Source organism: Neoroseomonas lacus (assembly GCF_014644535.1).
Classification (GTDB): domain Bacteria; phylum Pseudomonadota; class Alphaproteobacteria; order Acetobacterales; family Acetobacteraceae; genus Neoroseomonas; species Neoroseomonas lacus.
On sequence record NZ_BMKW01000006.1, the window covers coordinates 328,434 to 342,154 of the forward strand.

Annotated in this window: 14 protein-coding genes; 11 read left to right on the forward strand and 3 right to left on the reverse strand. The window is 68.7% G+C overall.

Going from position 1 to position 13,721, the window contains the following annotated elements; translation table 11 throughout:
- Nucleotides 1-29 precede the first annotated feature (29 nt).
- Nucleotides 30-1,031 carry a TerC family protein gene (locus tag IEY36_RS14025; RefSeq protein WP_188967696.1) on the reverse strand — a complete coding sequence of 334 codons (1,002 nt, stop codon included), beginning with the start codon at nt 1,029-1,031 and terminating at the stop codon, nt 30-32.
- A 300-nt stretch (nt 1,032-1,331) separates the two neighbouring features.
- On the opposite strand from IEY36_RS14025, the gene IEY36_RS14030 reads away from it, so the two are divergent.
- The 9 genes from IEY36_RS14030 (at nt 1,332) to IEY36_RS14070 (ending at nt 9,810) form a co-directional block, all read left to right on the forward strand.
- Nucleotides 1,332-1,598 (forward strand): twin-arginine translocase TatA/TatE family subunit, encoded by a 267-nt coding sequence (locus IEY36_RS14030; RefSeq protein WP_188967697.1) that lies wholly within the window; start codon nt 1,332-1,334, stop codon nt 1,596-1,598.
- A gap of 136 nt (nt 1,599-1,734) precedes the next feature.
- Entirely contained in the window at nt 1,735-2,346 is a 612-nt protein-coding gene (locus tag IEY36_RS14035; RefSeq protein ID WP_188967698.1) for a methylthioribulose 1-phosphate dehydratase, read from the forward strand.
- A complete protein-coding gene (locus IEY36_RS14040) occupies nt 2,343-2,882 on the forward strand; it encodes a 1,2-dihydroxy-3-keto-5-methylthiopentene dioxygenase (protein ID WP_188967699.1) in 540 nt (179 codons plus the stop codon). Before IEY36_RS14035 ends, IEY36_RS14040 begins: the two co-directional genes overlap by 4 nt.
- Nucleotides 2,879-3,577 carry an acireductone synthase gene (gene mtnC, locus IEY36_RS14045; RefSeq protein ID WP_188967700.1) on the forward strand — a complete coding sequence of 233 codons (699 nt, stop codon included), beginning with the start codon at nt 2,879-2,881 and terminating at the stop codon, nt 3,575-3,577. Before IEY36_RS14040 ends, mtnC begins: the two co-directional genes overlap by 4 nt.
- Before the next feature lie 2 nt (nt 3,578-3,579).
- Nucleotides 3,580-3,987, forward strand: a complete 408-nt coding sequence (locus tag IEY36_RS14050) for a 2'-5' RNA ligase family protein (protein WP_188967701.1) — start codon at nt 3,580-3,582, stop codon at nt 3,985-3,987.
- A gap of 199 nt (nt 3,988-4,186) precedes the next feature.
- Entirely contained in the window at nt 4,187-5,233 is a 1,047-nt protein-coding gene (corA, locus tag IEY36_RS14055; RefSeq protein ID WP_188967702.1) for a magnesium/cobalt transporter CorA, read from the forward strand.
- Between the two features lie 12 nt (nt 5,234-5,245).
- Nucleotides 5,246-6,217, forward strand: coding sequence for an acetamidase/formamidase family protein (locus IEY36_RS14060; RefSeq protein ID WP_188967703.1), 972 nt, complete (start codon nt 5,246-5,248; stop codon nt 6,215-6,217).
- Nucleotides 6,218-6,267: 50 nt separating this feature from the next.
- Nucleotides 6,268-7,944 (forward strand): ABC transporter ATP-binding protein, encoded by a 1,677-nt coding sequence (locus tag IEY36_RS14065; protein WP_456307049.1) that lies wholly within the window; start codon nt 6,268-6,270, stop codon nt 7,942-7,944.
- A 249-nt stretch (nt 7,945-8,193) separates the two neighbouring features.
- Entirely contained in the window at nt 8,194-9,810 is a 1,617-nt protein-coding gene (locus tag IEY36_RS14070; protein WP_188967704.1) for an ABC transporter substrate-binding protein, read from the forward strand.
- A gap of 642 nt (nt 9,811-10,452) precedes the next feature.
- On the opposite strand, the gene IEY36_RS14075 is transcribed toward IEY36_RS14070, so the two are convergent.
- Together IEY36_RS14075 and IEY36_RS14080 are read right to left on the reverse strand one after the other, a co-directional pair.
- A complete protein-coding gene (locus IEY36_RS14075; protein WP_188967705.1) occupies nt 10,453-10,755 on the reverse strand; it encodes a hypothetical protein in 303 nt (100 codons plus the stop codon).
- A gap of 60 nt (nt 10,756-10,815) precedes the next feature.
- Complete coding sequence (locus IEY36_RS14080; protein WP_188967706.1) at nt 10,816-11,055, reverse strand: phage baseplate assembly protein V; 240 nt, start codon at nt 11,053-11,055, stop codon at nt 10,816-10,818.
- Between the two features lie 315 nt (nt 11,056-11,370).
- Between IEY36_RS14080 and IEY36_RS14085 the strand changes: the two genes are divergently transcribed.
- Entirely contained in the window at nt 11,371-12,564 is a 1,194-nt protein-coding gene (locus tag IEY36_RS14085) for a hypothetical protein (RefSeq protein ID WP_188967707.1), read from the forward strand.
- A gap of 58 nt (nt 12,565-12,622) precedes the next feature.
- Entirely contained in the window at nt 12,623-13,654 is a 1,032-nt protein-coding gene (locus tag IEY36_RS14090) for an NAD/NADP-dependent octopine/nopaline dehydrogenase family protein (protein ID WP_188967708.1), read from the forward strand.
- Nucleotides 13,655-13,721 lie beyond the last annotated feature (67 nt).

The following is a 13,721-nucleotide window of genomic DNA, read 5'->3' on the forward strand; positions in this document are numbered from 1 at the left end:
GGAGCAACGCCCTTCTCCGGTTCCACCCGTCACCCCACCGCGACGGTGTCCTTCCGCGTCTTCCACAACGACCACAGCACCCCGCCCGCGATCAGCGCCAGCGTCACCCCGAGCGAGATCGCCGGGTCCACCTTCCCCATGATCTGGTTCCAGAAGATCTTGCCGCCGATAAAGACGAGCACGAGCGCGAGCGCGTATTTCAGGTAGTGGAAGCGATGCACCATCGCCGCCAGCGCGAAGTACAGCGCGCGCAGGCCGAGGATTGCCATGATGTTCGCCGTGTAGACGATGAAGGTGTCGGTGGTGATGGCGAAGATCGCCGGCACCGAATCCACCGCGAAGACCAGGTCGGCGATGTTGATCACCACCAGCGCCAGCAGCAGCGGCGTAGCGAAGGCCGCGATCTTCCCCGTCACCGGGTCGGGCTGGCGGATGATGAATTTCTGGCCGTGCAACTCGTCCGTTACCCGCATGTGTCGGCGCAGGAAGCGCACCAGCGGGTTGCGCGAGATGTCCTGCTCACCTTCCGGCACCACCAGCATCTTGATGCCGGTGCCGATCAGGAAGGCGCCGAATACATAGAGCAGCCAAGCATACTCCTGCACCAGCGCGGCGCCGGCGGCGATCATGACGCCGCGCAGCACGATGACGCCGACGATGCCCCACACGAGCGCGCGATACTGATAGGCGCGCGGGATCGCGAAATAGCCGAAGATCAGGCTGATGACGAAGACGTTGTCGATCGACAGCGCCTTCTCGATGAAGAATCCGGTGAAGAAGGCGACGCCGGCATGGGTGCCGTCGCTGGTGGTCAGCAGGCCGGCGTCATGGGCCCACCAGATGCCTGCGCCAAACAGCATGGCGAAGCCGATATAGAAGGCCGACAGGCGCAGGCTTTCCGCGATGCCCATCTCGCGGTCGCGGCGGTTCAGCACGCCCAGGTCAAAGACCAACAAGGCCAGGACGATCGTCAGGAAGCCCGCCCACATCCACAGGGGCTTGCCCAACCATGCCGCTTCAAGGAATTCCATCCCCGGTTTGCTCCTCTCTGGCGCGATTCGTCATTGGCCAGAAAGGGCCCGAATCGCGCGGTTTCCCACGCGATCCGACATCACGGACGCCGCCCATAAGGGCAGACGGCCGCCAGAGGGGCCCGGATCGAGAGCCGGAGATGGTTTCGAGCACGCCCGGCGTCAAGACCGGTTGCGGCCGAAGCCAGGATGCCCCATGTGGATTTGCAAGGGCGCATCCGGGACACTAGGTTGCGACCCGTTCAGACGATTAGGGCTGCTCCCACAAGGGTGCGTCCGCAACGGGATCGAGGCGTCGCCATGGGTTCGTTCAGCATCTGGCATTGGCTGGTTGTTCTGCTTGTCATCCTGCTGCTGTTCGGCGGCGGCAAGATCTCTGGCCTGATGGGCGACCTGGCCAAGGGCATCAAGTCCTTCAAGGCGAACATCAAGGAAGACGAGAACGACGCTTCCATGGAGGCGCAGGCCCCCGCCACGCCGCCGGCCGGCAATATCCCGGGTCCGCAGCAGGGCACGACCGCCGCGGCCCAGCCGCAGCCGCAGCCGGGCAATCGCCCGGCGGCCTGACCGACCGTTCCAAGCGGCGGCCCCGGCCCGTCCCCCTTGCTGCGTGCGGCCCTGAAGGGCTGCGCCGGGCAGGGGAGACGGGCCGGTGTCGTATCGGGGTGCCACCTGGCCCCGCCGCATCGGGAGGGATCCCGCGATGACCTTCGAAGACGCCGCCAGCGCCATCGCCGCCGCCGGGCGCCGGATGGACGCGATGGGCTGGGTGCCGGCCACCGCGGGCAACATCTCGATCCGCCTCGCGCAGGACGAGATCGCCATCACCTGCTCAGGCCGCCATAAGGGGCTGATGACGGCCGCCGATGTGATGGCCGTCGATGCCGCCGGCGCCCCGCGCGAGGCCGGCGCCAGATCGTCCTACGAAACCCTGCTGCATTGCGGCATCTACCGCCGCTTCGCCGGGGCAGGAGCGGTGCTGCATGGCCATTCCCTCGCCAATACCGTGCTCTCGCGCCGTGCGGGAACGTCGATCCGCCTCGCCGGATATGAATTGTTGAAGGCATTCCCGGGCGGGTCGACCCACGACACCGCCGTCGACCTGCCGGTGTTCGACAACGACCAGGACATTCCCCGGCTGCAACAGGCAATTGATGCGCTGTGGGATGATGCGCCGGGCGCCCCACCGGGCTATGTGATCCGCGGCCACGGCGTCTATGTCTGGGGCGCCGACATGAACGCCGCGATGACGCGGCTGGAGGCGCTGGAATTCATGCTCCTGTGCCATCTGGAAGAAGGGAGGCATTCGTCATGAGCCTGCTCACCGTACGTGACGCCGAGACCGGCGCCGAGACGCTGCGTACCGACGACCCGAAGGCGATGGCCGAAGCGCTCGGCGCCATCGGCGTGCGCTTCGAACGCTGGCCGGTCGCCGACCTGCCGGAAGGGGCGGAAGCCGATGCCGTGCTCGCCGCCTATCGCCCGCAGCTCGACGACTTCCTGCGCGAGAGCCGCGCGGGCACCGCCGACGTCATCCGCCTGACCGCCGACCATCCGCAGAAGGATGCGATCCGCGCCAAGTTCCTGTCGGAACACATCCACACCGAGGACGAGGTCCGCTTCTTCCATGAAGGCGCGGGCAACTTCGTCATGCATGTGGATGGCAGGATCTACGACGCGCACTGCACGCGCGGCGACCTGATCTCCGTCCCCGCCAACACGAAGCATTGGTTCGACGCTGGCGAGATCCCGCACGTCACCGCCTTGCGCGTCTTCACCGACACCACGGGCTGGACGCCGCACTACACCGGCAGCGACATCGCCGCGCGCATGCCGGTGACGGCCGGGTGATCCCGCCCGCCTGCATCCTCACCGACATCGAGGGCACCACCAGCGCCATCGCCTTCGTGAAGGAGACGCTGTTCCCCTTCGCCGCCGCCGAACTCGACGCCTTCCTCGATGCGCATGAGCACGACCCGGCGGTGGCCGCCATCCTCGCCGAGGTGCGCACCATTGCGCCGCACCAGGATCCGCGCTCGGTCCTGCGCCTGTGGATGGGCGAGGACGCCAAGGTCACACCGCTCAAATCCCTGCAGGGGCTGATCTGGCAGGCGGGGTATCTGGACGGGCGGCTGAAAGGGCATCTGTGGCCCGATGTGGCCCCATGCCTGCGCGCCTGGGCGCGGGCCGGGCTGCGCCTGGCGGTCTATTCCTCCGGCTCGGTCGGCGCGCAGAAGCTGCTGTTCGGGCATTCGGCGGCCGGTGACCTGACGCCGCTGTTTACCGGCTTCTTCGACACTAAGGTCGGCGGCAAGCGCGACCCCGCTTCCTACGCCACCATCGCGGCCGGGCTGCATGTCCCGCCGGGCGAGGTGTTGTTCCTCTCCGACGTGGTCGAGGAATTGGACGCCGCCCAGGCCGCCGGCCTGCGGACCTGCCAACTCGTCCGCGCCGGGGATGGCACGCTGCCTGCCGGCCGGCATGCCGAGGCGGCCGACTTCCCCGCCGTCGCCCGCCAGTTCGGGCTGCCGCTCGCCGCGGGCTGACCGTGCCCTACGCGGTCACGCTGCGCCTTGGCGCGGCCGCCGCCGCGTCGATCGAGGCGATGTGGCGCGCCCTCGCCGAGGCCGGGCTGCATGACGATGCCATGGCGCTCGGCTATCCGCCGCACCTGACCCTCTCTATCCAGCCCGATACGGTCGATCCTGGCCGGCTGCGCGACGCCGTCATGCAATGCGCCGAGGCCTGGGCCGCCGAACCGTTGCACTTCGCCGGCTTCGGCATCTTCGTCGCGCCCGAGCCGGTGCTGTGGCTCGCGCCGGTGGTGACCGATGCCCTGTTGGCGCGGCATGCCGCCCTGGCCACGGCGCTGGCCGACCTGCCCGGCGACCCCCCACTACCGACCGGGCGCCTGGGTGCCGCATGTCACCCTCGCCAAGGGCGGCGCGGTGGCTGAACCAGGCTGGATGGGCCGTGCGCTCGATTGCCTTGCGCCCTTCTGGTCCACGGTCCCGCCCGCTGGGCCGGACCGTGTCGAGCTTGTGAAATTCCGTCCAGTATCGGTTCTCGCCAGCCACAGCATCGATGGCGTGTTGGCGCTTCCGGCACGAGGCGTCTAGAAGCGGCATTATCGCAAAGCGCGGAGGTACACCGTCATGCTGACCACCTGGACGGTCGAAGACGGCCGCTGTCACGTCCGCGAAGGTGCCGTGTCCGACGTCACCGCCTCGCTGCCGGCAGCTGAATCGCGCGCCGCCGCGGTGGCCGTCGCCGAACCGGAAAGCCTGCGCCACGCCGTCTGGATCGACCTGCTGAACCCGACCCCGCAGGAGGAAAAGGCGGTCCAGGATGCCCTGCATGTCGAGATCCCGACACGCGAGGAGATGCAGGAGATCGAAAGCTCCTCCCGCCTCTATCGCGAAGGCGACGCGCTGTTCCTGACCGCAAGCTTCCTCTACGGCGTCGAGATCGGCGAATATGCCTCGACGCCGATCACCTTCGTGCTGACCAACACGACGCTGATCACCGTGCGCTACGCCACGCCCAAGGCCTTCACCGCCTTCGGCGTGCGGGCGCAGCGGCAGCCGGGCACCGTGCTGGTCACGTCGGATGCGGTGATGCTGCATCTGTTCGAACAGATCGTCGATCGCCTGGCCGACGTGCTGGAACGGCTGGGGGCGGACATGGACCGCGCTTCCCAGCGGACCTTCCGCGCCGCGCGGTCCAACATCAAGGCGAACCGCCGCGACGAGCAGCTCAAGGAGACGCTGATCACCCTCGGCCAGGTCGGTGAAGTCACCAGCCGGACCATGGAGACGCTGATCGGCCTGACCCGCATCCTGACCTTCATCGGTGCCGAGAAGGCGACGGCGGTGCGCAAGGAAAACCAGAACCTGCTCAAGACCCTGGTGCGCGACGTGCGCTCCCTGGTCGATCACTCCAATGCGCTGACCAGCAAGGCACAATTCCTGCTTGATGCGGTGCTCGGCGTGATCAACGTGGAGCAGAACAACATCATCAAGACCTTCACCGTGGCCTCGGTGGCGCTGATGCCGCCCACGCTGATCGCCTCGATCTACGGCATGAACTTCGAATACATGCCGGAGCTGAAATGGGCCCAAGGCTACCCGATCGCGTTGATCATGATGGTGGTCAGCGCCATCCTTCCCGTCCTGTATTTCCGCCGCAAAGGCTGGCTGTAGGAACCGCACGAGATGTCCGAACCGACGCGCGTCGCCGCATCGCTGACCAATTGCCGCTGGGGGGCCTTCGACGCGTCCTTCCCGCCAGTGGCCTCGATCGACCCCGGCGAGCTTGTGATCCTCGAATGCCTCTCCGGCGGGCCGGAAGTGATGCCGCGGGACGAGCAGATGCTCGCCGTCCCGCCGATGCTGCGGGAAGTGCACCAGAAGCTGCCGCGGCTTGGCGCGCACATCATCACCGGGCCGGTCGAGGTGCGCGGCGCCGAGCCGGGCGATGCGTTGCGGATCGATATCGAAAAGATCGAGCTCGGCAACGATTGGGGCTTCTGCGGCTTCCGTCCGCTGTTCGGCACGCTGCCGGAGGACTTCCCCTATCGCCGCACCATCCACATCCCGGTGGACAAGGAAGCGATGACCGGCCGGTTGCCCTTCGGCCCGAAGGAGGGTGGCATGGACCTGCCGCTCGCGCCGTTCTTCGGCGTGATGGGCGTCGCCCCGCCGCGCGACTGGGGGATGATCAACACCAAGGAACCACGCGCGATGGGCGGCAACCTCGACAATAAGGAACTGACCGAGGGCACCACGCTGTTCCTGCCGGTGTTCAACGAGGGCGCGCTGTTCTCCGCCGGCGACGGCCATGGCGTGCAGGGCGATGGCGAGGTCTGCATCAACGCGCTGGAGATCTGCCTGACCGGGCATTTCCGCCTCTCGCTCGTGAAGGGCGGCGGTGCCAAGGACCCGGTGCTGAAATTTCCCCGCGCCGAGACCAAGACCCACTTCATCACCATGGGCATGAACGAGGATCTCGACCTCGCCATGAAGCAGGCGCTGCGCGAGATGATCGGCTTCATCTGCTCGCGCACCAATCTATCGGATGCCGATGCCTACCAGTTCTGCTCCCTGGCGGTGGATTTCCACGTCACCCAGACGGTCAACGGGGAGAAGGGCGTGCACGGCATGCTGAAGAAGGGGTTGCTGTTCTGAAGCAAGGGCTGCTGCGGCGTTTCTTCGCCTATTACCGCCCCTGGAACGGTTTGTTCTTTCTCGATTTCGGCTGCGCGGTGCTGTCCGGGCTGCTGGAACTCGGCTTCCCGATGGCGGTGCGCGTTTTCGTCGACAAGCTGCTGCCCGGGCAGGATTGGGGCCTGATCCTGCTCGCGGCGGCGGCGCTGATGGCGATCTACCTGCTCAACGGCGCGCTGACGGCGATCGTGAACTATTGGGGCCACATGCTCGGCATCAATATCGAGACCGAGATGCGCCGCCGCGCCTTCGACCACCTTCAGAAGCTCTCTTTCCGCTTCTATGACGAGCAAAAGACCGGGCATCTCGTCGCCCGCGTCACCAAGGATCTCGAGGAAGTCGGCGAGGTCGCCCATCACGGCCCCGAGGATCTGTTCATCGCGGTGATGACCTTCCTCGGCGCCTTCGCGCTGATGTTTACGGTGAACCCGGCGCTGGCGCTGATCACCGCGGCGATCGTGCCGCCTGTCGCCATCCTCTCCACCCGCTACGGCAGCCGAATGACGGCGACCTGGCGCGCCATCTTCGGCCGCGTCGGCGCCTTCAACGCCCGCATCGAGGAGAATGTCGGCGGCATCCGGGTCGTCCAGGCCTTCACCAATGAGGACCATGAACGCACCCTCTTCGCGCATGACAACGCCCGCTATCGCGACACCAAGCTGGCGGCCTATCGCATCATGGCGGCGAGCCTGTCGCTCTCCTACCTGGGGATGCGCCTGACGCAGATGGTCGTGATGGTCGCCGGTTCCTGGTTCGTGCTGCGCGGCGAACTGACCGCCGGTGATTTCGTCGGCTTCCTGCTGCTGGTCGGCGTGTTCTTCCGCCCGGTCGAGAAGATCAACGCCGTGCTGGAAACCTACCCCAAGGGCATCGCCGGCTTCCGCCGCTACCTCGAATTGCTGGAAACCCAGCCGGACATCGCCGATGCGCCCGATGCCGTCGCCGTCGGCCGGCTGCGCGGCGTGATCCGCTATGAGGGCGTGAGCTTCGGCTATGACGCGGCGCGCCCGGTGCTGCGCGGCGTCGACCTCGCCATCGGCGCCGGCGAGACGGTTGCCTTCGTCGGTCCTTCCGGCGCCGGCAAATCGACGCTGTGTTCCCTGCTGCCGCGCTTCTACGAGGTGCAGGGCGGGCGCATCAGCATCGACGGCATCGACATCCGCGCCATGACGTTGGCGTCCCTGCGCCGGCAGATCGGCATCGTGCAGCAGGATGTCTTCCTGTTCGGCGGCACGCTGCGCGAGAACATCGCCTATGGCCGGCTCGATGCCAGCGAGGCGGAGATCATCGAGGCCGCCCGCCGCGCCAGGCTCGACACGATGATCGCCGGCCTGCCGGCCGGCCTCGACACCATCGTCGGCGAGCGCGGCGTGAAGCTCTCCGGCGGGCAGAAGCAGCGCCTGGCGATCGCGCGCATCTTCCTGCGCAACCCGCCCATCCTGATCCTGGACGAGGCGACCTCGGCGCTCGACACCGAGACGGAACGCGCCATCCAGCAGTCACTGGCCGAACTCGCCGAGGGCCGTACCACGCTCGTCATCGCGCATCGCCTCGCCACCATCCGGCATGCCGACCGCATCGTGGTGGTGGAGGGCGGCGGCATCGCTGAACAGGGCCGCCACGGCGAGCTGATGCGGGCCGGCGGGGTGTATCAGCGGCTGCAGGAGGCGCAGGCGCTGGCGTCATGAGCTTTCGGCGGGGAAGGGCGTGGGAGAGAACTCCCCCGATCCGGTCACCCATCGACGTTGCTTCGCAACGCCAATGGGCCCCCAAGCCTTCCTTCTTCCATCTGTTGGAAACTGACAGCGGCGGCCGGCGCCAAAAGACAGAAGAAGGGTAGGGGTTTGGGGGAGGTTCTCCTCCCCCAATATGTCTTCATGCTCGGCACACCCATTGCATCCCCTGCGCGGCACACCGCTCAGGGGTCTGCGCACGCCATGACCATCTCGCCCTTCACCCGCCGCGCCTTGATGGGCGCGGCCGCCACCGGCGTCGCCGGCATCCCGGACCTCGCCCGCGCCCAGGCCGAACGCGTCATCCGCTACGGCATCTCCATGGCCGATATTCCGCAGACCACCGGCCAGCCGGACCGTGGCGCCGGCGCCTACCAGTTCACCGGCTACACGCTCTACGACCCGCTGGTGGCCTGGGAGATGGACGTGGCCGACCGCCCCGGCAAACTGGTCCCAGGTCTCGCCACCGCCTGGGAAGCCGACCCGGCCGACCGCCGCAACTGGGTATTCCGCCTGCGCCCGGGCGTGAAGTTCCACGATGGCGCCGACTTCGATGCCGACGCCGTGATCTGGAATTTCGACAAGGTGCTCAACGCCCAGGCACCGCAGTTCGACCAGCGCCAAGCCTCCCAGGTTCGCCCGCGCCTGCCCTCGGTCGCCTCCTATCGCAAGATCGACGCGATGACGGTCGAGGTTACCACCCGCGCGGTGGACAGCTTCTTCCCCTACCAGATGCTGTGGTTCCTCATCTCCTCCCCGGCGCAATACGCGAAGCTCGGCAATTCCTGGGAGCGCTTCGCCAATGACCCCTCCGGCACCGGCCCGTTCCGCCAGGCGCGGCTGAACCCGCGCCAGAGCGTCGAACTGGTGAAGAACACCGACTATTGGAACCCCGCCCGCATCCCCAAGGTGGACCGGCTGATCCTGGTGGTCGCGCCCGAGGCGACGACGCGCTCGAACGCGCTGATCTCCGGCCAGGTCGACATGATCGAGACGCCGGCGCCAGACATCGTCGATCGCATGCGCCAATCCGGCGCGCGCATCGTCGAGAACGTCACGCCACATGTCTGGAACTACCATCTCAGTCTGCTCGAAGGCTCGCCGTGGCGCGACATCCGACTGCGCAAGGCGGCCAACCTCGCCATCAACCGCGACGAGGTGGTCGGGCTGCTGAACGGATTGGCCAAGCCGGCGGTGGGCGTGGTGGACCCTTCCTCGCCCTGGTTCGGCCAGCCGGAATTCCGCATCCGCACTGATATGGACGAGGCCCGCAAACTGGTGCGCGAGGCCGGCTACAGCCCGCAGAACCCGCTGCGCACGCGCTTCCTGGTGCCGGCGGGTGGCTCGGGCCAGATGTTGTCCATGCCGATGAACGAGTACATCCAATCCTCCTGGCGGGAGGTCGGCATCCAGGTTGAGTTCCAGGTCGTCGAACTGGAGGTCTCCTACACCTGCTGGCGCCAGGGCGCGGCCGGCGAGATCGCGCGCGGCGGCAACATCACCGCGAACAACGTGGCGTATGTGACGTCGGACCCGCTCTACGCGCTGATCCGCTTCTTCCATTCCGGCCAGATGGCGCCGCGCGGCGTGAACTGGAGCCACTACAGCGACGCCGAGATGGATCGGCTGATCGACGCCGCCGTGCAGTGCTTCGACGTGGCGGAACAGGATGCGCTGCTGCGCAAGGTGCATGAGAAGGCGGTGAACGAGGCGCTGCTGGTCTATGTCGTCCATGACACCAACCCGCATGCCCTTGGCCGCAACGTGCGCGGCTACACCCAGGCGCAGCACTGGTTCCAGGACCTGACGACGATTTCCTGAGTGTCGGTTTGAGAACGCGCCATCCGGCGCCTTCTCGTGCCCGCTGCCCAGCCTGGTGGCCCATGCCAGTTGCTGGCGTGGGCGGGCCGGCGCCGAACGTGTCATGGCGGCGGCCCTTGATCTGGGCCGGTGGGAACGAGAGGGGCATCGCCCCTCTCGCGCTCTCCCCACCAAAGGCCTAAGGGCCTTTGGAAACCTCGACTTGGCGCCTTGCACCGTGGTCAGCAGGGCTGCCGAAACCCGCCCTTGCGCACGAAGCGCGCGCCGCGGCCATACCACGCGCTCCACGCCCGGTGCCAAGAGATGGCATTCCAAAGTGCACTGCACTTTGGCGGGGTGGCTTGGAGGGGCGGCGCCCCTCCAACCTTTCTTCTCCCGTCGCCACATAGCTCTGTTGGTTTCAGACGGACCCTGAGCGCCCGGAAACGGGCGCGCAACGCGAAGCGGGACGACGCTTGGTGTTGCGCGCCGGCCCGCACTCCCGCCTGGTCGGCCAATGGCCGCATCCTCCCCGGCGGTCCGGATCGGTGCTGAGGTTTCAAGAAGGGCCTCCGGCGCGGGCAGCCGCGGGCCCCGCTGCGGTGCCCTGCGCCGATGGGTCGAGGCGGCAACTCGATCCGACGTGACCAGCCCTACTGCGTCTCAACGCAAGGGTCCGGGCACCCCGCCGATCTGCGGCTGCAGCCACACGCCGATCGGCGGCGAGGGCCCGCCGCCCTGGCTCGTCGCCGGGTCAGGCGGGCAGAGCGGCCGCATCACCCCGCAGTCCCAGACGAACCGGTCGGCCCGGCCGGTCAGCTGGCCGCCGCGTTCGAACCGGCATTCGCACAGCTTGCGTGCCATGCACGCGGTCTGGCCTTCGATCTCGGCGGTGCAGGCCGGCGGGCCCTGCGCCGCGGCGGGCAAGGCAGGGATCAGCAACAGCAGGGCCATCATCCAGCGCATGGCGCCAGACTGCGCCGGGAAGATTGCCGTTCGGTTGCCGCCCGACCGGTCCCGAGGCGCCTATTGCGGGTAGGTGCCCATGATCACGGGGTGGGACGGATCGCCGCCCTCGAACATGACCCAGACCGCCTCGCCCACTGAGGGTGGCGCCGCCCCGGGCATGCCGAGGGCGCGGCAGGGCATCGCCCAACTGGCGTCGTCGCCGCCGAATACGGCGGGCACCCGCACCAGCACGCGCCCCCGGGCCTGCGGGTCCAGGTTGTCGATGCAGATGCCGCGAAATATCCCATGGTAGATCATGCCGGAGCCTCCGATCTCGCCGGCCGCAGCATGACATGGCCGCCGCCGAGGCGCACAGCGGCGTGAGGCGCTTGACGCAACGCAACACAGGCAGTCTATCTCACCAAGGACTGCCCGGACGGGCCTCCAGCCGGCACCCCGCAGCCATGGGGACGCGCCGACCGGGAGCAACCCTGCCCGGACAGCCTGGGCCTGTGGCGCGATGGCGGGCTTCGCCCCTTAATGGCGAGGAACGACTCCACGGCGCGGGTCGAACCGGCCCTTTGCCGGCACGCGACCCGTCGTGCGCCGGACAACGCGATGCGAGGCGATGCCATGCCGCTGGGTGACACCGACGCCGACCCCGCCTCATCAGCCTTCGTGCGCCTGGTCGGCGCGCGCACCTGGTCGAACCGCCTCGCCGCGCTGGCGGAACGCACGCAGACTGGCCCGCTCTCGGGCCGCGCCGCGCAGCAACGCCACGCGCTGGAATTCGCCATCGCCCGCGCCGCCGACCCCACCAACGCCGCCAAGGCCGGCCCCGCCGAACGCCGCGTGCTCGCCTTCGCGCAGGACGCGGTGCGCCTCGCCCGCTGCCTGCCTGCCGCCCCGCGCGCCCGCCTGCGCGCCCTGCTGGCCGAGGGCCTGACCGGCGATGCCACACTCATCCCGCTCTGGCACCTACTGCGCAGTGCGGCGCTCTATCGGGACCGCGGCTTCAGCGTGGACTTCGCCGGCCTCGCCGAGGGCGCCCCCTTCGACCTGCGCATCACCCGCGACGGCGCGGTGGCCGAGGTCGCATGCGAAACCGTCTCGGCCGAGGAAGGCCGCCCGGTCCATCGCGGCGACTGGTGCGCCCTGGTCGACCGCGTGCATCCCGAATTGCAGACCTGGCTCGCCGCCCATCCCGGTCGCTACCTGTTGAAGGTCACGCTGCCCGAGGGCCTGTCCGGCCCCGACAAGGCGGCCGAGCTGCAATCGCGCATCATCGCCCTGCTCGCCGCCCAGAAGCGCCAGGACAGCAGCGCCGATGCGGTGTTGAAGCTCGACCCGCTGGTGCTGGCCGGCGCCCAGGCCGCTGCCCTGCCGCAGCATCTGCGCGCCCAGTTCGGGCCGGAGGCGCATCTCGCCGTCACCTCCCATGGCACGGGCGGTTCCGTCTTCGTCATGGCCGCCCGCGCGGGCCGGGAGAATGCAGTCGCCGATGCGGTCGTCGCCCGCCTGCGCGTCGCCGCCGAAGCGCGGCTGACCGGCGCCGCGCCCGGCATCCTCGCGGTGTTCGTCGATGACCTCGACCGCGCCGAATGGCGGTCCCTGCGCGAGACGCTGGGGTTGGAGGGCGCAGTGCGTCGCTTCTTCACCACGCTCCCGGCGCGCCACGTGGTCGCCGCCGCCTGCGCCTCGCGCATGGAGATGTTCGGCATGGCGCCGCCCGACGCAGCGCCGGATGGCGAATTGCGCTTCCGCAACCCGGTCCACCCGGCGGGCAAATCGGTGGCGCTGGCGCCCGCGGTGACCTCGCTGGGCTGAAGGCGCGCCCTGCTTCAACCAGGCCCCATCAAGGGCCGCGACTACAAAGGGGCCGGCGATGCGCCTGGCGATTCTCGGGGCCGGCGCGATCGGCCCGGCCTGCGCGGCACTGGCCGCGAGCCGCGGCCACACGGCGGTGCTGTGGTCGCCCTCGGGCGCCGGCACACGCGGCATCGACGCCACGCTGCACGCCGAGGGCCTGCTCGAGGGCTGCTTCCCCGTCACCGTCGCCACCCGGCTGGCCGAGGCCTTTGCCGGGGCCGATGCGGCACTGCTGACAGTGCCGGCCTATGCGCTGCCGGACCTGCTGCCGCGCATCGCCGCCGAGATCCCGACGACGCTGCCGCTGCTGATCGCCCCGGCGGCCTCGCTCGCACCGCTCGCCTTCGCCAGGCTGCGTGGGCCGGGGGCCGCGGTCGGCGCCATGGCGACCACGCCGCTGACCGGCCGGCGGCTCGCCCCGGACCGAGTCCGCATCGCCGCCATCCGGGCCGAGGCCGAGATGGGCGCGCTGCCTGGCCCCGCCGCGCCCGAGATGGCCGCCCTGGCCGAATCCCTGTTCGGCAATCGCTGGCCGACCGTGCCCGACGCGCTGGCGGCCGCCTTCATCAACGGAAACCCGATCGCCCATGCGGCACTCGCCCTGGCCAATGTGACCCGCATCGAGAAGCAGGAATCCTGGGGCCAATACGGGCTGATGACCCCGGCAGTCTGCCGGCTGATCGAAACTCTCGGTGCCGAGCGCGACGCGCTGGCCGCCCGTTTCGGCCACCATCCGCCGAGCCTCGCGGAAGCCCTGCACCGCACCAACGGCGTCCCGCGCGGCCCGTTGCATGAGATGACCGCCGCGATCGAACGCGGCCGCGGCTTCATCGCCGGCCCGACCGAGATGGCCACGCGCTACGTGACGGAAGACGTGCCTTATGGCCTCGCCTTCTACCTCGCCATCGCCCAGGCGATTGGCCAGCCGATGCCAGTCACGGAAGGCACCGTCACGGTGATCGAGACGATGTGGGGGCAGGGGCTGCGCGACAATCCGCTGCTCGCCGGTCTCGACCTTACGGCGCTGCCCGCCGCACTCGGTGCGTGATGCCTGCCACGGCGAAAATCCAGAGCTGATCCCGATCAGGCGGTATCGCCCGAACGGATGAAGATGC